The 23735-nt window shown below is 63.2% G+C and carries 21 protein-coding genes; 9 read left to right on the top strand and 12 right to left on the bottom strand.

The annotated features are described in order from the left end of the window. Positions 1-139: 139 nt before the first annotated feature. A complete protein-coding gene (locus LJ656_RS13640; RefSeq protein WP_230509936.1) occupies positions 140-1084 on the bottom strand; it encodes an AEC family transporter in 945 nt (314 codons plus the stop codon). Positions 1085-1240: 156 nt separating this feature from the next. Between LJ656_RS13640 and LJ656_RS13635 the strand changes: the two genes are divergently transcribed. Further along, the gene (locus tag LJ656_RS13635; RefSeq protein WP_230509935.1) at positions 1241-2107 is read left to right on the top strand and encodes a LysR family transcriptional regulator; all 867 of its coding nucleotides are present in this window, start codon (positions 1241-1243) and stop codon (positions 2105-2107) included. A 28-nt stretch (positions 2108-2135) separates the two neighbouring features. On the opposite strand, the gene LJ656_RS13630 is transcribed toward LJ656_RS13635, so the two are convergent. Continuing rightward, positions 2136-2798 (bottom strand): VC0807 family protein, encoded by a 663-nt coding sequence (locus tag LJ656_RS13630; protein WP_230509934.1) that lies wholly within the window; start codon positions 2796-2798, stop codon positions 2136-2138. A gap of 187 nt (positions 2799-2985) precedes the next feature. Beyond that, a complete protein-coding gene (locus LJ656_RS13625; protein ID WP_230509933.1) occupies positions 2986-3720 on the bottom strand; it encodes a GNAT family N-acetyltransferase in 735 nt (244 codons plus the stop codon). A 117-nt stretch (positions 3721-3837) separates the two neighbouring features. Here LJ656_RS13625 and pdxR point away from each other — a divergent pair, with 117 nt between their 5' ends. From pdxR to LJ656_RS13610, 3 genes are all read left to right on the top strand, one after another. Further along, the gene (pdxR, locus tag LJ656_RS13620; RefSeq protein WP_230509932.1) at positions 3838-5427 is read left to right on the top strand and encodes a MocR-like pyridoxine biosynthesis transcription factor PdxR; all 1590 of its coding nucleotides are present in this window, start codon (positions 3838-3840) and stop codon (positions 5425-5427) included. Between the two features lie 188 nt (positions 5428-5615). Then, positions 5616-5948, top strand: a complete 333-nt coding sequence (locus LJ656_RS13615) for a hypothetical protein (RefSeq protein WP_230509931.1) — start codon at positions 5616-5618, stop codon at positions 5946-5948. 128 nt (positions 5949-6076) lie between these two features. Then, positions 6077-6658, top strand: a complete 582-nt coding sequence (locus tag LJ656_RS13610) for a flavin reductase family protein (protein ID WP_230509930.1) — start codon at positions 6077-6079, stop codon at positions 6656-6658. A gap of 30 nt (positions 6659-6688) precedes the next feature. On the opposite strand, the gene LJ656_RS13605 is transcribed toward LJ656_RS13610, so the two are convergent. Further along, positions 6689-7174: a GNAT family N-acetyltransferase gene (locus tag LJ656_RS13605; RefSeq protein ID WP_230509929.1), complete on the bottom strand. Its 486-nt coding sequence runs from the start codon at positions 7172-7174 to the stop codon at positions 6689-6691. A gap of 244 nt (positions 7175-7418) precedes the next feature. Here LJ656_RS13605 and LJ656_RS13600 point away from each other — a divergent pair, with 244 nt between their 5' ends. From LJ656_RS13600 to LJ656_RS13590, 3 genes are all read left to right on the top strand, one after another. After that, positions 7419-8627, top strand: a complete 1209-nt coding sequence (locus LJ656_RS13600; RefSeq protein WP_230509928.1) for a DUF6402 family protein — start codon at positions 7419-7421, stop codon at positions 8625-8627. A gap of 671 nt (positions 8628-9298) precedes the next feature. Then, the gene (thrS, locus tag LJ656_RS13595; protein WP_230509927.1) at positions 9299-10507 is read left to right on the top strand and encodes a threonine--tRNA ligase; all 1209 of its coding nucleotides are present in this window, start codon (positions 9299-9301) and stop codon (positions 10505-10507) included. A 131-nt stretch (positions 10508-10638) separates the two neighbouring features. Continuing rightward, on the top strand, positions 10639-11004 hold the full coding sequence (locus LJ656_RS13590; RefSeq protein ID WP_230509926.1) for a hypothetical protein: 366 nt from the start codon (positions 10639-10641) through the stop codon (positions 11002-11004). A gap of 113 nt (positions 11005-11117) precedes the next feature. Here LJ656_RS13590 and LJ656_RS13585 read toward each other — a convergent pair whose 3' ends face one another. From LJ656_RS13585 to LJ656_RS13560, 6 genes are all read right to left on the bottom strand, one after another. Next, on the bottom strand, positions 11118-12086 hold the full coding sequence (locus tag LJ656_RS13585) for an AraC family transcriptional regulator (RefSeq protein WP_230509925.1): 969 nt from the start codon (positions 12084-12086) through the stop codon (positions 11118-11120). A gap of 344 nt (positions 12087-12430) precedes the next feature. After that, positions 12431-13387: a SphA family protein gene (locus LJ656_RS13580; protein ID WP_230509924.1), complete on the bottom strand. Its 957-nt coding sequence runs from the start codon at positions 13385-13387 to the stop codon at positions 12431-12433. A 41-nt stretch (positions 13388-13428) separates the two neighbouring features. Further along, positions 13429-13992 (bottom strand): flavin reductase family protein, encoded by a 564-nt coding sequence (locus LJ656_RS13575; RefSeq protein ID WP_230509923.1) that lies wholly within the window; start codon positions 13990-13992, stop codon positions 13429-13431. A 29-nt stretch (positions 13993-14021) separates the two neighbouring features. Continuing rightward, positions 14022-15269 (bottom strand): styrene monooxygenase/indole monooxygenase family protein, encoded by a 1248-nt coding sequence (locus tag LJ656_RS13570; protein ID WP_230509922.1) that lies wholly within the window; start codon positions 15267-15269, stop codon positions 14022-14024. Positions 15270-15329: 60 nt separating this feature from the next. Further along, on the bottom strand, positions 15330-16118 hold the full coding sequence (locus LJ656_RS13565) for an SDR family oxidoreductase (protein ID WP_230509921.1): 789 nt from the start codon (positions 16116-16118) through the stop codon (positions 15330-15332). A gap of 49 nt (positions 16119-16167) precedes the next feature. Next, the gene (locus LJ656_RS13560; protein WP_230509920.1) at positions 16168-17412 is read right to left on the bottom strand and encodes a dienelactone hydrolase family protein; all 1245 of its coding nucleotides are present in this window, start codon (positions 17410-17412) and stop codon (positions 16168-16170) included. A 395-nt stretch (positions 17413-17807) separates the two neighbouring features. Here LJ656_RS13560 and LJ656_RS13555 point away from each other — a divergent pair, with 395 nt between their 5' ends. Beyond that, entirely contained in the window at positions 17808-19562 is a 1755-nt protein-coding gene (locus LJ656_RS13555; protein WP_230509919.1) for a ShlB/FhaC/HecB family hemolysin secretion/activation protein, read from the top strand. A 183-nt stretch (positions 19563-19745) separates the two neighbouring features. After that, on the top strand, positions 19746-20912 hold the full coding sequence (locus tag LJ656_RS13550; protein ID WP_230509918.1) for a serine hydrolase domain-containing protein: 1167 nt from the start codon (positions 19746-19748) through the stop codon (positions 20910-20912). A 93-nt stretch (positions 20913-21005) separates the two neighbouring features. On the opposite strand, the gene LJ656_RS13545 is transcribed toward LJ656_RS13550, so the two are convergent. Together LJ656_RS13545 and LJ656_RS13540 are read right to left on the bottom strand one after the other, a co-directional pair. Further along, positions 21006-22499: a DHA2 family efflux MFS transporter permease subunit gene (locus LJ656_RS13545; RefSeq protein ID WP_230509917.1), complete on the bottom strand. Its 1494-nt coding sequence runs from the start codon at positions 22497-22499 to the stop codon at positions 21006-21008. Positions 22500-22510: 11 nt separating this feature from the next. Then, the gene (locus LJ656_RS13540; protein WP_230509916.1) at positions 22511-23734 is read right to left on the bottom strand and encodes a dienelactone hydrolase family protein; all 1224 of its coding nucleotides are present in this window, start codon (positions 23732-23734) and stop codon (positions 22511-22513) included. Between the last annotated feature and the right edge of the window lies 1 nt (position 23735).

Below are 23735 nucleotides of genomic sequence, written 5' to 3'. Positions count from 1 at the left end.
GGGTGGACCGGAAAGATGTTCAGGTCACCCGAACGTTTCTGGAAGTTGCTAACCGACGCTGGAATTTACCACGCACTGTGCGCACTGCGCTCGGCCTCGCGGCGGCTGGCGGGCCGGGCGGCTGCCAGCGTTAGGGCTTTCAGCCGCGATGCCCCATCAGCATCAGCAGCAACGACAGCGTCACGATCGAGCCGACCGTCGACAGCAGAATCGTGCGCGACGTGATGTGCGCTTCGCGCCGGTAGAACTCCGCGAGCATGAACGGGCCGGTGCCGGTCGGCAGCGCGGCGAGCACGACGGCCATTTCAACCAGCGTCGGCGCGAGTCCGAACACGCGCGCCGCGAGCCACCAGGTCAGCGCCGGCTGCACGATCAGCTTGACGCCGGTCAGGAGCAGCGAGATGCCGCCCGCGCCGGCCTCGCGTGGGCGCTTCTCCGCGAGAAACAGACCGAGGCTCACCAGCGCGCACGGACTCGCCGCGCCGGCCAGCAGTTTCAGGAAGGTCTCGGCGCTGGCCGGCAGCGTCACGTGCAGACTCGCCACCGCGACGCCGGCGAGCGGCGACACGATCAGCGGATTGCGCGCGAGCGAGCGCAGCACCTTCAGGCCGAGCTTGTGCGGCGTGCGCTCGGTCTGCAAGCCGATTTCGATCAGCACGATCGCGACCGCGAACAGCACGCAGGCGACGAGGATCGTCGCGATGGTGGTCGGCGTGAGACTTGCTTGACCGAACGCGATCACGCCGAGCGGAAAGCCGATGTAGCCGGTATTGGGATACGACGCCGCGATTGCGTCGACGCTCGCATCGGCGAGATGCCGGCCGTTGAAAACACGCAGCGCGAGGATCAGCGCGAACACGGCCACGCAGGCAATCGAAAAGGTCGCGACGAAAGCCGGCTGATACAGCTGATGCCAGGTCGCGTGCGCCATCGTGTCGAACAGCAGCGCGGGCAGCGCGAGCCAGACCACAAAACGGTTCAGTTCGGACGCGGCGTTCGGGCCGAGCACGCCGCGCCGCCGGCACGCAAAGCCCGCGAAAATGAGGCCGAAAACGGGAAGCAGGATTTCGAGGGTGGCTAACATTGGGTGCGGAAGACGGCTTGGCGAGCGGGATCGAACGGTTGCAAGGAGGTGCTGGAACGGACGACCCGCCAGCGTAGCGAATTGCGTTGATACAATCCAATACCGTCTGATGGGTTGATTAATACCTTTTCTGCATCGTCAAATTTCGGGGCTATCGTGATCGATGTGAAACCGCTGCGCTACTTCGTGACGCTCGCTGAAACGCGCCATTTCGGCCGCGCGGCGGCGCGGCTGAATCTGTCGCAGCCGCCGCTGAGCCGGCAGCTCGCGGCACTCGAAGCGAGTCTCGGCGTGACGCTGCTCGAGCGCAGTCCGCGCAGCGTCATGCTGACGGCGGCGGGCGAGCGCTTTTATGCCGATGCGAAGGCGATTCTTGCGTCGCTCGAGCAGGCGGTCGACAACGCGCGGGCCGCCGCGCACGGCGCGGCCGGCAAGCTGGAAATCGGCTTCACGATGTGCTCCGCGTACAGCGTCGTGCCCGGCTATGCGCGCGCGTTCGGCGCCGCGTATCCGGAGGTCGAGCTGAAGCTGCGCGAGGTGGTGTCGAACGATCTGGCCGCGCAGGTGCTGGCCGGCCATATCGATGCGGCGATCATGTTCCCGAACCTGCCCGATAAGGGGCTCGCGACCCGCACGGTGTTGAGCGAGCCGCTATGCGTGGCGCTGTCGCGCACTCATCCGCGCGCGCGGGCGCGGCGTTTGAAGATCGCGCAACTGGCGGGTGAGCCGTTCGTGCTGGCGTCGGAGGAAGTCGCGCCGAGTCTGCGTGCGGCGATTCTCGAACATTGCCGCTCGGGCGGCTTCGAGCCCGATATCCGCTTCGAGGTGCAGTTGCAGCAGACGGTGTTGAGTCTGGTCGATGAAGGGGTGGGAGTCGCGCTGGTTCCGTCGTCGATGCGCAAGGCGCAACTGGCCGGCGTGGTGTTCCGGCCGCTCGCCGACGCGCCCCTGATCGAGCAGGTGCTGGCGTGGTCGCCGGCGAATCGGAATCCTTGTTTGGAGCGGTTTTTGGAGTTGGCGTGACGCAGTAACGACGCAGTCGCTCAGTCGCTCACACGCTTGCCGCCCCACTCGCGGGCGCCGGCTCGTCGGCCGGATAGCGCCGCGCGTCCTGCTTGATGCGCCGGCGCATCACGAACGTCCATAGCGTCAGCAACCCGTACACGCCATAACGCAGCAGGTTCGACGCGAGCACCGCGCGCGGATCGTCCGGCCAGCGCAGCACGATCGCGCTGCGCAGCAGGTTCTCGCCGATCATGCCGATGCCCCAGACGAGCGTCATCAGACGGATCGAGGCGGCGAGCGTCGGACGTTCGCGCCAATGGCGCTCGAACAGGTCGGCGCCGCGATGATCTTCGCGCGACATCGTCGAGCGCGCCAGATAGAACACCATCGGCTTGTGCAGCGCGAGCGACGCGACGAAAACGACGCCGATAAAGCCCGACACCATCGGATCTTCGAGCGCTTGCAGATGCGTATCGCCGACGATCAATTGCACCGCCAGCGATGGCAGCACCCCCGCGAGCACCAGCGCGCTTAGCGCATCAAAGTGTCGGTAGCGCAACGGGTCCAGCGCGATCCACACGAGCAACGGCAGCGCCGAGACAGCGAGCGCGCCTGTCGGCCCCCAATGCGGGACCGCGAGCCGGTACGTGAGCCAGGGCAGCGCGACGTTGACGAGCAAGGCGCTCAGATAACGCAGGCGGGATTTCATCGGCGGGATGAAAGCAGATGTGGAAGGCAGCTCCCGTTGCGCGCTGGCGCGCCGGAGACGCGGGTCGGGCCGGCGAACTAGCGCGGACTGATGCCGGCAGTGTAGGGCGAAGTTGCTGCGCCGGCCGTGGAGGGCGGCGCACGGCGAGGCAAAGGCGGCGCGCCGCTTCTAACAAACCAGCCGCCGCCTAGCGACCCTGATCCGCCGCCCGCCGCGCCGCGATCAAATCCGCGAGTTTCTCCACCTGCTGCCCCTGCGCATCGAAATTGCCCGCATCGAGCCAGCGCGCGTAGCACTCGCGCAGCGCTGGCCATTCGCTATCGATAATCGAAAACCACGCGGTATCGCGATTGCGCTCGCGATACACGATCGCCTGCCGGAAGATCCCCTCGAACGTGAAGCCATAGCGCAACGCGGCCTTGCGCGATGGTTCGTTCAGCGAATCGCATTTCCACTCGAAGCGTCGATAGCCTAGCTTGTCGAACACTTCGCTCATCAGCAGAAACATCGCTTCGGTCGCGATGCGCGTGCGCTTGAGCAGCGGCGAATAGGTGACGTGGCCGACTTCGATCACGCCGTTCGCCGGATCGATCCGCATCAGCGCGAGCGTGCCGACCGGCTTGCCGGTCGCGAGGTCGATCACCGTGTGATGCAACGGATCCTTCGACGCCGCCATCCGCGTCAGATGCTCACGATACGCGCTGAGGCTGTCGAACGGGCCGACCGTCAGATAGGTCCAATCGCGGCCGTCGGCGGCCGAGCGATAGGCGTCGAACAGCGCTTCGGCGTCGCGCTCGACGTCGACCGCTTCGAGCCGGCAATAGCGGCCCTGTAGCGGCGCGCGGCCCGGTGCCTGCGCGCCGTGCCAGCCGGGCACCGGCGCGCCGATCGGCTGACCGTAAAGGTTTTGTCTCGGGGCCATGTCTGTTCTCCTGTCGGTCGAGGCGGGCAATGAGGATGGTTGTCGATGGAGAACGATACGGCAAGCGTGGTATGTTCAAAAGATCCACGCAACGCCCAATCGATAGGTCCAGCCACCATGCTCGAAATCATCGGCCCGCTCGTTCATGCGGACCCGCGTGCCGGTTCTGCCGGGACGGCGACTGCCATCGCCACTGCAACTGCCGGTGCCGGCACCGCTGCGGCTGCCGCGCGGCCCGCGCCGCTGCAAAAGCAGCTGATCGAACGTCTTCAGCAGGCGATTCTCACTGGCCGCCTGCCGGCCGGCTCGCCGCTGCCTTCATCGCGGCTGCTGGCGGCGGAAATGGGGGTGTCGCGCAACACCGTCGTGATCGCTTACGAGCATCTGGCCGCGGTCGGCTACGTGATCGCCGACCGCAAGGGCACCCGCGTGAGCCCGCTGTCGAGTCCGGCCGCGCGCGGCGAGCCGGCGGCGGCGCCGGCCCAGCCCGAAGTGACCTACGCGGCGCGTGTCGATCAGTTCGCCGCCGCGCACCAGCACGCGGACAACGCCTCTGCGCTGACCCCGGGTACGCCCGCGCTCGATCGCTTCCCCCTCGCCGCGTGGCGCCGCGCGCTGGAACGGGCGATGGAGCGTTCGTTGCCGCAGGCGCTCGGCTACGGGCCGCCCGCCGGCGAGCCGACCTTGCGCGACGCGCTCGCCGCGCATCTGCGGATGGCGCGCGGGGTGCGCTGCGACGGCTCGCAGATCGTGATCACCGAGGGCGCGCAGGAAGCGCTGAACCTGTGCGTGCGTCTCTTCACGAATCCGGGCGACATCGCGTGGGTCGAGGATCCCGGCTATCGCGGCGCGAAGGCCGCGTTCACCGGGGGCGACTTGCGCACGCTGCCGATTCCGGTCGACGCCGAAGGGATGGCCGCGCCGGACGATGCGTGGGCCACGCATCCGCCGAAGCTGATCTACACGTCGCCCGCGCATCAGTATCCGAGCGGCGCGGTGCTGTCGGTCGCGCGCCGGCTCGCGCTGATCGCGCACGCGCGGCGCTACGGCGCGTGGCTGATCGAAGACGATTACGACGGCGAAGTCCGCCATACCGGCGAGCCGATCGCGAGCATGCAGGGGCTCGTCGATGACGCGCCGGTGCTCTATGTCGGCTCGTTCAGCAAAACGATGTTCCCGGCGTTGCGGATCGGCTTCGTCGTGCTGCCGCGCAACCTCGCCGCGCAGGTCGCTGTTGCACTGCGGGAACTGCTGCGCGGCGGACATCGGCTGGAGCAACTGGCGCTCGCGCATTTCATCGCAAGCGGCGAGTTCGGGCGGCATCTCGGACGGATGCGGCGCCTGTATCGCGAGCGGCAGCAGGCGTTGCGCGATGCGCTCGCGCGACACTTCGCGCCCGAGCTGATTCTCGGCGGCGACTGCGGGATGCATCTGACGCTGCGTTTGCCGGCATCGATCGACGATCGCGAACTGTCGGAGCTCGCGCAGACGCGCGGGCTTAGTCCACGGGCGCTGTCCGGCTTTGCGATGGCGCCGTCGGCGGACGTTAACGGCCTGGTGATCGGTTATGGGAACACGGCGGCCGAGCGGTTGGGGCCGGCGGTCGAGGTGCTGGCGGAACTGGCGCGAGGGCTGGACAAACGCGCCGCGAAATCCGCCGGTCAGGCCGGCCGGCAGGGCCGCTCGCGCGCCGCGCGTGGCATGTGATTTTGATGACTGTGCGCGCGGCTCGTGTCGCGCTATCGTGTCGCCTATGCGCGGCGCTTGCCGAGCCGACAGCCTCGCGTCGCCCGCATGTGCCGCTGTGGCGGCCCCCCGCATCGCGGGCGCGGTGCCCGCACGGGCACGAACCATGCCGTGGTTTTTGATAACGATCTAATCCGACCGGAGACGACATGAAGGAAATCGAACCGACCCCGTGGTTTGACCTTGCCACCGATACGCCCGTCCGCGAAGGCTGGTACGAGGTGCAGCTGGCGAGCGGGGACACGGCGTTCGCGAAATTTGGCGACGGCGTGTGGACCGAAAAACCGTTGCTCGTATTCACGCATTGGCGCGGCCTGTCGGCCGATCCGTCGCAAGCCGCAGACGGCACGGCCGAATCGATCGCCGCCGAAGCGACCGCGGCCGAAGGCGTGCGCGCCGCCTGGAATGCGTTTTTCCCGGGCCTGGGCGAAGAGCAGCACAAACCGCTCGATGCGCTGCCGAACGGTAAGGCGCCGCATTGACGGTTGCCTGATGGTTGATTGAAGTACGGCCCGGGCGGCGGTTCGCGGTTGCCGCCCGGGTGTCCGATTGCGCTTTTTCCTCTCCCGCTACAATCGGCGTCATCCTTCCGACGCCAGACTCCCAAGCTATGAACGCCACTCGAGAACCCGTGGAATTATCGCGCGCGACGCAACTGCTCAATCATGGACCGGTCACGATCATCACCAGCGCGCACGACGGGCGCTCGAACGTGATGGCCGCGTCGTGGGCGATGCCGCTCGATTTCAATCCGCCGAAGGTGGTGGTGGTCGTCGATAGTCGCACGCTGACGCGCGGGCTGATCGAAGCGAGCGGTGTATTCGGGCTGCAATTGCCGAGTCGCGGTTTCGCCGCGCAAACGCTCGCGGTCGGCACGCATGCCGGCGCCGAACTCGATAAGTTCTCCGCATTCGAGCTCGAGACTTTCGCCGCGCAAAAGATCGATGTGCCGATGCTGGCCGGCTGCATCGTGTGGCTGGAATGCAAGGTGATTCCGGACGATAGCCAGCGGCACGATCTGATCATCGGCGAAGTGGTCGCCGCCTATGCGGATAGCCGCGTGTATTCGCACAACCGCTGGCATTTCGGCGACGATCCGGACCTGCGTACTTGCCATTACGTGGCTGGCGGCACGTTCTTCGCAACCGGCGATGCGTTCGAGGTGGAGGCGGCGAACGCAGCGGCGCAGTGACGGGCGTGGTTTGGCGAGGGGACGCTTGTTTCAGTTCTTGCCTTCGGCGAATGCGGTCAGTGCATCGCCGGCGAGCCGGTAACGCACCCATTCACTTTGCGGGTTAGCGCCGATCGATTTATAGAAACCGATGGCCGGCTCGTTCCAGTCGAGTACGCTCCATTCGAAACGGCCACAGCCGGTTTCGCAGGCGATCTGCGCGAGATGGCGCAGCATCTGTTTGCCGGCGCCGCTGCCGCGCGATGCGGGCGATACGTACAGATCTTCCAGGTAAAGTCCCTGTTTGCCGAGCCACGTCGAATACGAGAAGAAATAGACGCAAAAGCCGACGGGCTCGCCGTTCATTTCGCAGATCAGTGCTTTGGCGGGCGCGCCTTCTGAAAACAGGCTCTTTTCGATGTCCGCGACGGTGGCGATCACTTCGTGCCCGGCTTTTTCATAGACCGCGAGTTCGGTGATGAAGCGCAGGATCAGGGCGGCGTCGGAGGCGGTGGCGGGGCGGATTTGGGTGGTCAAGGGAGGGCTCGGTGGGTGGGCGACTGAACCGGGGATCGGTTTAGATCAGCTGTATATCGTAGCGTTATTAGCCAATGAGCGGGTACTGGTCGCGCCGTTTGTCCGAATTTCCTGCTGCAACTATCAGCTTTGTCCGATAGCATCCAGCTGACCTATTCGTGAGAATTTTGAAGAGAAGGAACTTTTCTCCCGGACGAGTTTGCGTGTTCGTTCGGATTACAAAAACGAACAGGACAGCGATGTCATGAACGAGACCAAAATCGGCTACTACAAGATTAATAAACTGCTGTGGAGGTGGACGCTGCATGAAGGTGCGGATGGTTGCGAAATCGTTCGCGAAGCGCAGCTTTCGATGGATCGCGTTCCGCCTCCGTTATCGCGAATCCGGGAACCCAAAGCACGACCGAGCAAGCCGTCAGCCAAGCTGACTAAGCCGGACCCTCTAATCAAGTTCCTCGATGATATTGAAATGGTCGCCAACGCACTTGGTCGTTTCAAGACATGGTTGACCGCGCCGGAGACACCGAAGCAAGCCAAACCTGCCCCGCCTGCATTAAGCCCGGAAGAGACTGTTCCGCCGTTCGATATTCAGGAGATTCCGAGAGCGATGCGCAAGGAGTTCATGCCAGTATCAGCAACGCTGATGGAGCGCTGGTTCGCTGGTGAACTCAACTACGGCCGCACCAGTGATGAAACCTCAGCCGAAATTAATCAGAACGGTGAACGGTATCCGCCGAGCATGTACGACACGACCACTGTCAAACTTGATTGGATCCTCAAGCATCGACGAGCGCGAGACCAATACGATGCTTTGATTAACACCGCCATTTACACTCTCCCTGCGCAGGATGTGCTAAAGCGTATTCTGAAACCGTTTAAAGCAAGTGCACTCCTTGATGCCTGGCAAATCTGTGGAATGAAACAGGAAAATCTCCACGATCACTTTCAATTTCAATATGTCACGGTGGGAAGCTCACTGTCTCAGAAGTTGGGCGAACTTGTTGGTGCCCAATTCCGTAACAACGGTGTTCCGGATGATTTGACGGGATCGCTGGGTGCTTTCAATATATATGCATCGATCGCACACGTAATGATTCACAGAGAGGGTAATGGCACGGTTGCCGAAGTCTCCGCAATCTACATCTACGTCAAGGATAGCTATGACTTCACAGACAAGGCTGGTGAAGTGTCCCAATATCTTGGGCATTGGGGGCAAAACGGAGTGATCGTTCTCGCGTACAACGGTGCGATGTCACATATAAATAAGCCGAAATTGTACTTTTCCTATCCAGTTGCCATGGGAAACCCGAAGGTCAAAGGCAATGTGTATTATCCGATCCACAACAAAGATTTCAGAGAGTGGGCGATTAGACATAAGCGTGGCGGAGACTTCGTGATTTATTCGGATCGCAAGCTGGTTCGGATCGATCCCCCGCTCAAGGTTTACCTATGAAATGGCAGGGATTGGTTAAGTTGATAGCGCTTACCCTTGTTGTGGGTGGCTTGCTACTCCAGGGTCTTGTCCATGTTTCAGACACGGAAGGGAGTGAATGCGTTAGGAAAATCTCTCCAAAGCAACACTATATTGCGGAGCGCTGTCTGCTCCAGTGGAGAGGAGGGAACGGGCCGGAATACCTTGGTCGACTGTATGACGCCCAGTCGGGCGAATTGTTGGTCCGTAGAACATTCAGTACACCTGTTCCAGAGATTGAATGGACCGATGAGGACGCCGTTTCATTCTCCAGGGGCGGCGACGAGGAGTCTTACGTGATGTTGCCGCCGTCGCTTCACGACCGTGTGATCGCAACGTATTTCCGGTACGGCCTTTGAGCGCTCGAGTATGCGAGCAGTCGTCGCGTCGCCGCGGTTGCAATGACGATTGACGCCCACCACCAACTTCGTTTACTGTCGCTCCATGAACTTCCAGCCGATCCTCTTCGCCGCGACCACCACCACGACCACCTTCACAGGCGGGTCGTCCGGAGGTTGCGCGCGCTAAAGCTGGAATCCAGCACAGGCAGCGACAAACGCTCAAGGCCCCGCCGGCAACGGACGGGGCCTTTGTCGTTTCCGGTCTCTCCGTTTGCGGCATTCATCGTGTATTCGACCCAAAGGAGCAGGACCATGAACGACATCGACCATCGCGTACTCGGCAATAATCTCGATCTTTTCCATCAGCAGGAAGAAGGCGCCGGCATGGTGTTCTGGCATCCGCGCGGCTGGATGCTTTATCGCGTGCTCGAAGACTACGTGCGCGAGCGCATGCAGTGCGCGGGCTTTCGCGAGATACGCACGCCGCAACTGCTGGCGCGCTCGCTGTGGGAGAAGAGCGGCCATTGGGAGAAATTCGGTGCGTCGATGTATTCGCTCGACGACGCCGAAGCGGGGCGAGCGCTCTGTCTGAAGCCGATGAGTTGTCCGTGTCACGTGCAGGTGTTCAGCCAGCGAGTGCGCTCCTATCGTGAGCTGCCGCTGCGCTACAGCGAATTCGGTGCATGTCATCGCGACGAACCGTCCGGGTCGCTCGAAGGGTTGAAACGCACGCGCGCGTTCGTGCAGGACGACGCACACGTGTTCTGCGCGCCCACGCATATCGAGGCTGAAGTCGGGCGCTTCTGTGCGTTGCTGCGCGCGACGTACGCGGACCTCGGTTTTCCGGCTTTCAAGGTCGCGCTGGCGACGCGTCCCGCATTGCGCGCCGGTAGCGACGCCACGTGGGATCGCGCGGAAGCGGCGTTGGCCAATGCGGCGCGCGCGGCCGGCATTGCATTCGACGTACTCGAAGGCGAGGGCGCTTTTTACGGGCCAAAACTCGAATTCCATTTGACGGACAGCCGCGCGCGCAGTTGGCAGTGCGGCACGATCCAGCTCGACTTCGTGCTGCCTGAGCGGCTCGGTGCCGAGTACGTGAACGAGCGCAACGAACGCGAGCGGCCGGTGATGATCCATCATGCGGTGCTTGGCAGCATCGAACGCTTCATCGCGATGCTGCTCGAACATGATGAAGGCTGGCTGCCGATGTGGCTCGCGCCGGAGCAGGTCGTGATCGCGACGATTAGCGATGCGAATCAGGCTTACGCGGATGAGGTCGCGCAGGCGCTCGACGAAGCCGGCGGGCGCGTGTCGCTCGACGGCAGGCCGGAACGGCTGGAGAAGAAGGTCGTCGATGCGCGGGAGAAGCGGGTGCCGGTGCTGGTCGTCGTGGGCTCGCGGGATCAACGCGATCGCACGATCAGCGTTCGGTCGCGGGACGGACGGCAGGCGGTGTTTGCGTTGGAGGAGGGTGTCGAGTATTTGAGGAGGATGGCGGCGATGCCGATGTCGCTGAAGTGAAGAGGTGCCACGCGGTTGTGTCGTGGCTTAAGGAATTGGTTCGCAAAAATCATCCAAATCCCATGGCGGATCGGTACTGAAAAGACTTAAGTTCGTTTGCACCCGGTTGCGGGTACAACAGGAGGAAAGGCATGAAGACAAGAATAGCAGCGCTCGCCATTCTATCGCTCAGTACCTTTGCAGCAGCATCCGGCGATGCGATCTCCACAGTTGATGCTGCAGCGGATAAAGCCGCCGAGGTCACGCGCATGTGCCGGTTGTCGACCAATCAGACGAAATGCCTGCTGTTTGACGTGTCGGATCACAAAAGCTATTTCATGGTTGGCGTCCACGAGAAGCATTCGCCGGAATGCGGCGGCGATCCGGCGTCGGCGCCTGCATTGTTCTTTATGAAGATACGAAAGCGCGATGGGGCTGTGCTCACCAATCAAAAGGATGGGGAGCATTTTCGGCCACTTTGGTCGACACCCCGAATGGAAGGGTGCAACGCGAACTGATCACGCGAGATGCCATGTACTTCGCGTGCTGCCGCATTTATCCGCTCATTCGCCCGCGGACGATCCTTATAAACCGTCAGGGATACTTTCCGGCCGGCGTGCGGAGAAACGTACTAGTCCCGCCTAACAGGCAGCGGCCGCCGCCGCAAACAATCCGACGGCGACTCGCCAAAGTGCTTTTTATATTCGATCGAGAAGCGGCCAAGATGAGCGAAGCCCCACCGGGTTGCGATTTCCGTGATCGACCCATTACCGGACGCTTGCAGGTCGAGCAATTCTTCCCGTACGCGCTCGAGTCGCAATTGGCGCACGTAGTTCATCGGGCTCATCCCGTAGTAGTTTTTAAAGCCCGCGAACAAGCTGCTCGCGCTCACGCCCGCATGTTCGGCGATCCGCTCGATCGTCAACGGTTCTCGAACGTTCGCGCGAATGAACTCCTCGACCCGGCGGACGAAAAACGGTGCGAGCGTGCCGGCCGGACGGCGTATGCCGTCGCGGGCGGTATTAGGCTGGCCGTAGATCAGCGCATTGATCAACGTCGATTCGAACTGACTGAAGGCCAGCGGGTTTGTCAACGGATGATCGCGCATGCTCATCGCGTCCGCCAATAGCGGTAGCAGTTGCATCAGGTAAGCACCGCCGGGCGACGCCAGTTGCAACTCCGGCTCGAACTCCACCGGGCGGCTAAAAGCGTCGCCGAGATGCCGTTCGCAATGTTGCTCCAGCGCGCCGCGCTCGACCCGCAGAATCACTTGCGGGCACGCGTCGCCCCAGCGCATCCGTAGCGGCAAAGACGGAGAAAGCAGCGAAGCCGTTTGCGGACTCGAAACGAAACGCCGGTTGCCGCATTCGATTTCCGCGCTGCCCTGAAGCGGAATTTGCAGCAGGAAAAAGTTCTCCAACCGCCCCGGGTCGATCACGACCTCGCTGCCGTAATCGAGCAGGTTCAACGACACGTCGCCGAGCCGCGCATGATGCATGCGTCCGAGCAGGCCGTGATGGCCTGTCACCACCGAAAGTCCGTGCGGCCGGAAGATTCTCCCGACGATTGCCCGCACTTCTTCCAGGTCGGTCGACTGCATCAACAGGTTGTCGCGGTTGAAGCAGGGCGCTGTTGCGAGCCTGTGCGCGTCTCCACCGCTATTCGACCGATGCTCCACCAAGATTGCTCTCCAGGCTTACGCGCAGGTTTCGCCGCGCCTTACATTCATCGTTTCGATGCCGGTGTCGCCGCATCGGGCCGGCGACGGGAAGAACCCGATCTCGATTCTTGCACATCCTAGGAAAGGGCTATCCGGTTCGCATCGGCAAATACCCGGCTTGATCGCGGCGTGGCAGGAAGTATCTGGAGTTATCGGACAGCGACCGTAGTTCCCGGATAGTCGCTGGCGTGGGCGGGCATCGTGCCGGCCCGCGTGCCGGCCGCTCAGTTGAAATGGTGCACGTAGCGCAGAATCACCCGCGTACCTTCCGGCCGGTTGCGCGCATTCGCCTCGAAATACGCGTTGAACATCAGGTGATCGTGCTGGGAGAAGCTGTACATCGCGCCCGGCCCGATCGCCCAGACCGCTTCGCGTTGGCCGGACACGCTTTGTCCATTGACCTTCAAATCCGAAATCTGCCGCAGCCAGTAGCCGTTTAAGCCGATCCGCAAGCCCGGCATCACCTCGTATTCGGTCGCGAGGTTCGCGTGCAGCGCCTGGCCGGCCTGCGATGAACTCGCGTCCGCGCCGAGCCCCTGATACGGGCGATTGTTGCGGGCGTTCCACAGATAGTGAAGCCGCCAGGAAACCGTCCATTTCGAATTGATCCAGAGTGTCGCGGCCCAGTAGGGATCGATCGACCAGAAACCGCTGCCCGGATTGATCGCTTTGCTGGGGTCGTACGCGCCGGTCGGCGCAATGATCTGGAATTCGAAACGATGCACGAAACGGGGACCGTCCGGGCCCATCACCGGATCGAACTGAATGAACGGTCCGATCAGAATATCGCCGAAGCCGGTGCGCGAGGTCAGCGCGACATTGCCGAGGCCGTCGTCGGTATGCGCCGACGCGACCCACGGCAGGATCACGTCGAGACCCGGATGCGCGCCGCCGATTTTGAACGGCGATTGATAGACGAGTTGCGTCAGGCCCGCAAAAACATTGATGTTCTGCTTCGGCAACGCAACCTTGTTGCCGGCATTGTCGTTGATGCGCCCGGCCGTGTAGTACTCGAGATACTGCGTGCCATACCAGCCCGGACCGGCGGGCGGCGCGCCGTCGAGAAAGCTCGTGAAGCCGAGGTTCAGGTTCGGCAGGTCGCTGGCCGACGCCGGCGTATTGCAGGTCAGTCCGAACGCCGCGAGACAGGCGAGCAGCACGCGGGATGCGCATCGTTTCATGGGGTCTCCTGTGTTGTTATAAGGGCTGCCAAGTATCGGCTTCAGGCAAGGGCCGGATGGTCGGCCACCGCGCCGTACTGCCCGAGATGGAAAACCAGCGGCGCGTGTCCGCCCACTTCGAAATGCTCGATCTGGCCGACGAAGATCAGGTGATCGCCGCCTTCGTGCTGCGCGAGATTGCGGCACACGAAGTGCGCGCTGCAACCGTCGAGCACCATCGTGCCGCCGAGGCTTTCGCGGCAGGCGACGCCGACATATTTGTCCGGCGCGGGTTTCGCAAAGCGGCGCGACAGTTCGATCTGGTGTTCGGCCAGCACGTTGATTGCGAAATGCCCGGCATCGACGAAGTCCGCGCAACTGGGCGAGTTCTTGCCGATACTCCACAGCACGAGCGGCGGATCGAGCGACAGCGATGCAAACGAGTTCGCGGTCAGTCCGATCTTGCGACCGTCGCGCGCGGCGGCGGTGATGACGGTCACGCCGGTCGGATACTGGCCGAACGCGTTGCGCAACTGTCGCAGCGCATGCGCGAGATCATCGGGAGCCGCTGCGGCGGGCGGGGTAGCGGTCGGGGTAACGGTCGGGGCTTCCAGGGCTTGCGACATGAGCTTTCTCCTTGGTCGTTGCTGATGCGTCAGGCGGCGCGCGCGGCGCGCGCCGCGTGTTCGCCGATCACGGCCGCGCACGCGGCCGGATCGAACCACCACGGCGAGAACGTGCGCGGGTCGTCGAAACCGTTGGCGATCAGCGAGGCTAGCGACGGAAACTGGCCGGCTGCGCCGAGCAGTTCGAGAATGTGCGGCGGGGGCGGCGTAAGCAGCGAGTTGGTCCACATGACGACCGCTTGTGCGTACGACCAGTAGCGCTCGAAGGTCTGCTGCATCCAGTCTTCGCTGAACGCGGCGCCGCTGCGCTCGAGAATCGCGTCGAGATAGACCTTCGTGCACTTCGCGGCATTGTTCGACCCCTGGCCCGTAATCGGATCGTTGACAACGATCGCATCGGCCATCCCGAACACGGTCTTGCCGGACGGCAGCCGGAAGTAGGGATTGCGTACGGTGGGTGCGAAACGGCCGGACAGCACGCCGTTCGGATCGGTCAGCTCGACGTTCGCACAGCGTTCCGCTTCCCAGGGCAGATACTTGCGCAGCAACGCGAGACTCGTCGCGAGATGCTGTTCCGGCGTCCGCACGTCGCCCCAGCAATCGAACGGGCCGCCCGGTATGCCTTCGAACACCATGATCTCGCACGGGCCCGTCGTGGTCAGCGCGGGAAACACGAAGTATTCGCCGACGCCCGGAATCAGATTGAAACGCACCCGCGAGTACGGCGAGGAAGGCGTCATGCCCTTCACGTAGGTCAGCGCCAGCGCACGCTGCGGCTTGTCGAACGGGCTGCGTTGCGGGTTGCGGCCCAGCAGATTGACGATTTCGCCTTTGCCCGCGGCCAGCAGCACGAGATCATGGCTTTGTGCGAGTTGTTCCATTTCGGGCACGCCGACATCGCAGATCCGTACGTGGGCGCCGCGCTGTTCGACCGCTTCGAGCCAGGCCGACATCTTGACGCGCTGGTCGACCGACTGCGCATGGTTGGTCAGGCGTGCAGACCAGTCGATCAGCTTCGCACCAGGTACCTCCGGGTGCGGAATCGCTAGGCCGATGCCTTCGACCGGCGGGCACTGCTGCTCCCACCAGTTCAGACCGAGGTCGCGCTCGATCTGCAGCGACGTATTGAACATGCACTGACTCGACATGACTTTGCCGGTGCGGATTTGCTGCGCGTCGCGATTGGTGGCGAGCGTGACCTCGTAATCGCGTTCGAGCAGCGCGAGAGCGAGTTGCAGGCCCGACTGGCCGGCGCCGACGATGGCGACTTTTCTCATGATGGATCCCTCGATGTGGATGACGGTTGAAAGCGTGGTCGCAAAAAGCGCGCGTTGGATCTATTCGGCCAAGCGGGGAATGGCCGGGCTCGCCTGCTCGGGGCCCATTGCCGAATAGCCGCCGTCCACCGCGTAATCGGCACCCGTCACGAAGCTCGCGGCAGCGCTGCACAAAAACGTGACGACGTGTGCGACTTCCTCCGGATTGCCGACGCGTCCGAGCAGATGAAACGGCGCGGCCACGCGATCGGTTTTCGCGCGATCGCCATGCGTGAGTTCGTCCATCACGCGCGACCACGTCCAGCCTGGCGAGACCGAATTCACGCGGATGCCGTCCGGCGCGAGGTCCATTGCCATGCTGCGGGTCAGGGCCTTGAGCGCGGTTTTCGACGTCGGGTAAAGCCAGCGTCCGGTCTGCGCGCAGCCGGCCGAAATCGAGCTGAAGTTCACGATCGAACCGCCGCCGCGTTTGACCATGTACGGATGCACGAGCTTCGCGAGCACCACTGCCGAGATCACGTTCACGTTCATCGCCGCGAGCCAGTCGTTGCGGTTTGCCTGGATACCGTTGTCCACGTAACTGCAGGCGAGGTTGACGAGGATGTCGATGCCGCCGAACGTGGCGGCGACGGTGGCAACCGCCTGCTCCAGCGCGCTGTCGCTGGTGATGTCGGTTTCGATGAAAAGGCCGTTGGGGCCGAGCCCTTCGGCCACGTGGGCGCCGTTGCGCGCGTCGATATCGAGTACGGCGACACGGGCGCCGGCGGCTGCCAGATCTTTGGCGACTGCCGCGCCGATCAACGTCGCGCCGCCCGTCACGAGCGCGGTCTTGCCTGCGAGCGAGGTCATGATTGCGTCTCCGTTAATGAGTTAGTTGGTGTGGGGTGTGTGTATGAGTTCAGCGTGCGTCGTTGACGGCGACGCTGTCTCGCCAGCGCCTCATCAGCGTGTTCGACGGCACCGTTTCGTCGAGCAGCTTGCGTGCTGTATCGACACCGGTGGTCGGCAGGCCGTGCGGATCGAGCAGGCCGATCTGCACCAGCACGCTGGCCTGATCCCAGTAGATGTGCTCGTGATAGAGCTTGTCGCCGCGGAACTTCACGACTGCGAGCAGAGGAATTTCGACGCGCTTGCCGGTCGGCGCGACGCCGGGCAGCATCCAGTCGATCTCCGTGCTATGGGTGAAGCAGAACAGCATTTCGTCGACGATCTGCGTCGCGCCGATCGTGCGGGAAATCGGCGTAATGGCGGTGTCGGGCGGATTCGCGTGCACGAAATGGTGGCGGTAGAAGCGCTTTAACTCCGTATAGCCGACCCCGCCCGTCAATGTGGGGATATGGTTCACGTAGGGTTCGGCCACCATCGTGGCCATCGTGGCGTCGACGTCGCGCGTGGCAAACTCGTGTGCGAGGTGCTGGTCCCAGAGCGCCGACAGGTCGTAGTACGGGCCCATCGACTTGCGAAAGGCGGCGACCGCGCGCTCATGCGCGATCATCGCCGCGGGTTTGTCGTAATGCTCGCCGCCGTTGCGGGCGAACGCGTGATCGACGCCCGGATAGACATGAACATCGATGTGGTCATTGCCCGCGAGCGCGGTCGCGATCCGCTGCTGCGCTTCGGGCGGGCAGAAGCGATCGAGTGCGGCGAGGTTCAGCACCAGCCGCCCTTTGATTCGGGCGGCTTCTTCGAGCGCCCGTTCGATGCCCACGCCGTAGTAGCTGACCGCGCAAGCGACGGGCAGACGGCAGGCCGCCAGATAAGCGAGTTTGCCGCCGAGGCAGAAGCCCAGCACGCCGGTCTCGCCGTCACATTCGGGCAATCCGCGCAGCACGTCGAGTGTCGCGGCGATATCGGCAACGCCTTTGTTTTCGTCGTACTGACGATACAGTTCGAACGCGCGCGCGAAATCGGCTTCCGTATAACCGAGTTCAATACCCGTTTCGACCCGCCAGTACAGGTCGGGCGCCAGCACCGTATAGCCTTCTTCCGCGTAATAGTCGGCTACGTCGCGAATGGTCTGGTTGACGCCGAAAATTTCCTGGCACAACACGATGCCGGGGCCGGAGCCGCTCGCCGGCCTCGCGAGGTACGCACGGAACGCGCGGCCGTCCGGTGCCGGAATCTGTATGTATCGTCCTTTCATCAGAGCCTCTCTGTTTCGGTGTGCTTGAGTGGCTCCAGTGTTCGGCGACAAAACAAAGCGGGCTATCCGATTCGTTCAACGGGTATCCACGGAATACAAAAACCTCGGGTCAGGGCGCCGTCAATCCTGTTAGCAGGGGTGATCTTCCAATTAAACAAATCATCTCCGTCAACCGGATTAGTCCTATTTACATATTTATCGTCATTCTCCGCATTGGTTTTTCATTTATTTACCATTTCGACTCGCTTTCTGCGTTATTTTCTCGGGGCATTAAATACGCGCGGCGGGGAAGCTGAATAAACGGATTTTCCAACGCATCTTTAGCGCGAATTCCAAACACGTTCTTCAGCAAATTCGAATCTGTCCGTCCGCAACACGATCAAATTGGTCCACGTATGAAAATCTGCAAAAGGCTGGCGGCGTTGCCGCTGACTGCCGCGGTATCGCTTGCCTGTAACGCGCAGCAAAATCCCACCCCTGCCGACACCGCCGCCGCCGCGCGCGCCAATGTCGAACAGAACCGGCAGGTTCAGCAACACCGCGACGCGCAGCAACGCGACGCGGCGGTCAATGCGGGTTCGGTACGCTCGGCCGTTCAAGGCGCTTCCGGTTGGCCGGAACTGCCCACGGAAACACCGTGCTTCCGGATCGACGAGTTCGTGCTGGAGGTTCCGGCGACGCTGCCCGAACCGGTGCAGGCACAAGGCGCGTCGGCACTCCCGCAAGACCGCTTCGCGTTCGTGCGCGAATGGCTCGACCATTACCGCGGTCAATGCATCGGCAAACAGGGTATCGATACGCTCACCAAAGCTCTGCAACAACAGATTCTGAGTCGCGGCTACATCACGACGCGAGTGCTGCTGCCCGAGCAGGATCTGTCGAGCGGCGCGATGAAATTCGCACTCGTGCCGGGCGTGATCAGACAGGTCCGCTTCGCCGATCCTGCCACGCGCGGCACATGGAAATCCGCCTTCCCCACCGGCGACGGCAATCTGCTGAACCTGCGCGATCTCGAACAGGGCCTCGAACAGATGAAACGTGTCCCGAGCCAGGATGTCGACATGCAGATCGTGCCGACCGACGTCCCCGCCGAAAGCGACGTCGTGATTTCGGTGAAACGCACGAGGCCGTGGACAGTGGTCGCATCCATCGACAACTCCGGCACGCGCGCCACCGGCAAACTGCAAGGCAGCCTGAGCGTCGGTATCGACAACCCGCTCGGCCTGAACGACATCTTCAACGTAGGCGTGACGCAGGATCTGGAATTCGGCGACAAGACGCTCGGCTCGCATGGCTGGAATGGTTCGTACTCGATCCCCTGGGGTTACTGGACCGGCACGTTGTCCGCGTATACGAACACCTATTACCAGCAGATCGCTGGCGCCAACGAGACGTTTGTCGCGAGCGGCAATGCGCAGACGGTGGACTTCAAATTGCAACGGGTGCTGATGCGCAGCCAGAACAATGTGCTCGGCGCGCACTTCCGTCTGATGAAGCGCTTCGGCGAAAGCTTCATCGAAGATTTCGCGATTCCGCAGCAACGCCGCAACAACACGTTCATCGAGGCGGCGCTGACCGATCGCCACTACTTCGGCGCGGCGCAGTTCGACGGCTCGCTCGCTTACCGGCAGGGAATCGGCGGACTGGGCGCGACGCCCGACCTCCACCCGGATGGTCCGACCTACCGCTTCCATATGGCCGTGCTCGACGCGAATCTGTCGGTGCCGTTCCAGATCGCGAGCCAGCCGCTGCGCTACGTGACGAGCGTGCATGGCCAGTTCACGAACAACACCCTGAACTACATCGACGACCTGACGATCGGCAGCCGCTACACGGTGCGCGGTTTCGACGGCGAAACGATGCTCGCGGCCGAGCGCGGTTTCTTCTGGCGCAACGAGTTGCAATTGCCGATCGGTTCAACCGGTCAGGCGCTTTACGCAGGCCACGACTATGGCCATGTATTCGGGCCGAGCGCGGGCTATCTGGCCGGCACGCAACTGGCCGGTGCGGTAATCGGCATCAAGGGAAGTGCGCGAGCTAAGGCGGGGGCAGTCGGCTATGACCTGTTTGCCGGCACGCCGATCTACAAGCCGTCCGGTTTTCCGACGGCGCGGGTCACGGTCGGATTTCAGTTGACCGCGCAGTACTAGCCCCGATGCGCGATTGCTGTCCTATAGTTGTTCGATGCGGTCCGGGCCGCCGGCACGTGTCGTCAAGACGTGAATCCCACGATCAGGGAGAGCAACGCAATGGCAACTTCCCGCTTTGTTCTGTTGATAGCCCGCGGTATCCCGGCACGAATGTATGGGCTCGCGTTGGCCGTGGGAGTCGCCGTGACGATTGCCGCTTGCGGCGGCGACAACCTCACGTCGAACGAGCCGGCCTATGCGACAGAGGCACGCCCGCAGATCAACGCGATGCTCGCCGATACTTTGACTTCCGGCGCAGTCGTGTACGTGCAATCGCCGCATGGCGATTGGCTCGAATCGTTCGGCACCGCGCAGAGAGGCACGAATACGCCGATTCCGGTCAACGCGCATTTCCGCGTCGGCAGTGTGACGAAGACCTGGACCGGCACGGTGATTTTGCAACTGGTGCAGGAAGGCAAGCTCGCGCTGACCGACCCGGTCGGCAAATACGTTGCGAACGTGCCGAACGGCGACCAGATCACGATCGAGCAATTGCTGGAAATGCGCAGCGGTCTCTACAACTACTCGACCAACCTCCCGTTCAATCAGACGCTCGACGCGCAGCCGAACAAAGTGTGGACCACGAAAGAACTGCTCGACATCGGCTTCAGCCAGCCGGTGTATTTCGCACCGGGCGCCGGTTTCCGCTACTCGAACACGAACACGGTGCTGCTCGGACTGATCATCGAACAGCTAACCGGGATGAGTGCCGCCGACGCGATCAAGGCGCGTCTATTTGCGCCGCTCGGTTTGACCGGGACCTTCCTGCCGCCGCAGAACGATACGTCGCTGCCCGCGCCGGCGCCGCATGGCTATCAGTGGGGCACCAACGTCGAGACGATCGATAGCGACGAACTGTCTCCCGCGCGGCAGGCGGCGGCGAACAACGGCACGCTGCAACCGGCCGATGTGACGTCCGCGAATACGTCGTGGGCATGGACGGCCGGCTCGGGCATTTCGACGGCGAAAGAACTGGCGGCGTACGTGCAGCGGATGGTGGGCGGCGGCTATCTGAACGCTGATTTACAGGCGCAACGGCTCGCGAGCTGCCGGTCGGTGGATCCGTCGAATCCGAACGCCGCGAGTTACTGCCTGGGCCTTGCCAGATTCGGCACGTTCTATGGACACACCGGAGAAATACCCGGCTTCAATACATTCATGGGCTACGATCCGGCCACCAGAACGACGATCGTCACGTGGGCCGCGACCGCAGCGGCGCCGGATGGCCGCTCGCCCGCGAACGAGATCGCGCGAATCCTGATGGCGGAACTGAGCAAGGCGGCGGATATACCGGATGAGGGGCGGCCCTAGCGGAAGGAAATAAACCGGCTGGCAATGGCCGCGATTGCGTACCGGTTTCACGATGCGTGACTGCGTGGCGGTCCATTGCAGCGGAACCCGAGCTCAGCCGTTTTCCGCTGCCGCCCCGGTATCGCGCGACGATTCGGCCGTTCGCGCATCCACCCCCTCCCCGGTTTGCCGCGGCGGACCACCGGCCATCCCCGGCCGCAACATCGCTCCACCGAGCACGCCCGCTGCGGCCGCAAAGATCGCACCGACGAGAAACGCGACGTGATAGCCGCTGTTGAGCGCGACGGTCGCATCCGCCGAAGCAGCCAGCGCCTCGCTACGCGCGGCCGCGAGACTCGCGAGCACCGCCAGGCCGAGCGCGCCGCCCATCATGAACGACGTATTCACGATGCCCGACGCGAGCCCCGAATCGGCCGGATCCACGTCGCTCATTGCGGCGAGCAGCAGCGGATTGAACGCGACGCCGGCGCCGATGCCGAGCAGGACCATGCCGGGCAACACATCCACGACGAAGCTGCCGTCGAGCGGCGCCCGCGCGAACAGCGCAAGGCCCGCCGCCGCGAGCAGCAAGCCCACCGCGAGCGGCCGGCGCAGCCCGAAGCGCATCACGACCCGCGCCGACAGGCCCAACGAAAAGAACGCCATGATCAGATTCGCGGGCAGAAACGCGAGGCCGACCTGCAACGGCCGATAGCCGAGCACGCGTTGCAGATACAGCGCCGAGATAAAAAACCACGCGAACATCGCGGCCGCCCACAGCACGCCGACCACGTTCGCGGTCGCGACGTTGCGCAGTCGCAGAAGACCCAGCGGCATCAACGGATGTTCGACGCGCGCTTCGAGCAACAGGAACACCGCGAGCAACAGCAGCGCGACGCCGAGCAGCCCCAGCGTTTGCAGCGAGGTCCAGCCCGCCTCGTTGCCGTTGACGACCGCATAGACCGCGAGCATTAGCGACGCGGTGATGCTGACCGCGCCGGCCACGTCGAGCCGTTCGCCGTGCGCGTGTCCGCGCGCGGCCGGCAGCAGCGCGACGCACAGCGCATAGACCGCGATGCCGATCGGCAGATTGACGAGGAAGATCCAGTGCCAGCTGAGCAGGTTGGTCAGCAGTCCGCCGAGCAGCACGCCGATGCTGCCGCCGCCCGCGCAGACGAAGCCGTACACCCCCATCGCTTTCGCGCGCTCGCCGGCTTCGGTGAACAGATTCATGATCAGCGACAGCGATACCGCCGACACGATCGCGCCGCCGAGCCCCTGCACCGCGCGCGCGGCGATCAGCAGAAGCTGCGAGTTCGCGAGTCCGCAGGCGAGCGACGCGAGCGTAAACAGCGTGATGCCGCCGAGAAACAGCCGCCGGTGCCCATACAGATCGCCGAGCCGTCCGCCGAGCAGCAGGCAGCCGCCGAACGTCAGCATGTACGCATTGACGACCCACACCAGCGAGGTTTCGCTGAAGTGGAGATCGGCGGCGATCGACGGCAACGCGACGTTGACGATCGTCGTGTCGAGCACGATCATCAGCACACCCAGGCACAGCACGATCAGTGCGAGCCAGCGTCGTTTGCCATGCAGGGAATGGGTCATGGCGCTCGTGCTCAGACCTTCGATTGAGTGCCCATCAGCGTATTCGACGGCAAGGTTTCGTCGAGCAGCTTGCGCGCGCTTTCGATCCCCGCGACCGGCAGCCCTGTCGGATCGAGCAGCCCGACCTGCACCAGCACCGACGCCTGATCCCAGTAGATGTGCTCGTTATAGAGCTTGTCGCCGCGGAAGCACACCACCGCGAGCATCGGCACTTCGAAGTACTTGCCGGTCGGCGCGACGCCCGGCAGCAGCCAGTCGATCGCGCAGCTATGCGTGCAGCTGAAAATGAATTCGTCGACCACACGATCGGAGCCGATCGTGCGTGAGATCGGAATCAGCTTCGTATCAGGCGGATTCGAGTTGACGAAGTGATGCGTGTAGAAGCGCTTGAGGCGGTCGTGGCCGACGCCGCCGGTCATCGTCGGCACATGATTCACATAGGGCTCGGCGACCATTGTCGGCATGACCGCGTCGACGTCGCGCGTCGCGAACTCGTGATAGCAGTGCGCCTCCCACAACTCGTTCAGATCGTAGACCGGGCCGAGCACCTTGCGCAGCAGCGCGAGCGTGCGCGAGTACGCCATCATCGCGGCGGGTTTGTTGTATTGCGGGCGCTGCGGCGCGGCGAACGCGTGATCGCAATCGGGGTACACGTACTGCTCGATCTGGGGCCGCGTGCGCAATGCGGCGCTGATGCGCTCGCGCGTTTCGGGCGGGCAGTGCGCGTCGTTTGCGGCGAAGTGGAACACCATCGGACAGCAGATCGAGCGCACGTCGTCGAGCAGGTCTTCGAGGCCGACGCCGTAGTAGCTGACCGCGCAATCGACGTCGGTGCGCGCGGCGGCCAGAAAAGCGAGCTTGCCGCCCAGGCAGAAACCGACCGTGCCGACTTTGCCCGCGTGTTCGGGCATTGCGCGCAGCGTCGCGATGGTCGCGGCGATGTCGTTGACCGCGAGATCGGCGTCGAACAGGTTCAGATAGCCGAGCGCCTGCTGCATGTCGGCGTCGCCGTAGCCGAGTGCGATGCCCGGCTTGATGCGCCAGAACAGGTCGGGCACCAGCACCACGTAGCCTTCTTCGGCGTAGCGGTCGGCGGTCGCCTTCATCGAGTCGTTGACGCCGAAGATTTCCTGCAGCAGCACGATCCCCGGGCCGGAGCCTTGCTCGGGGCGCGCGACATAAGCGTTGAAATGGCCGCCGTCCTCGGCGGTGATTTCGATGAAAGAACCGGCCATA

Source organism: Paraburkholderia sejongensis (assembly GCF_020880815.1).
Classification (GTDB): Bacteria; Pseudomonadota; Gammaproteobacteria; order Burkholderiales; family Burkholderiaceae; genus Paraburkholderia; species Paraburkholderia sejongensis.
The sequence above is the reverse complement of the archived record's forward strand: the minus strand, read 5'-3'. Positions and strand labels throughout refer to the sequence as shown.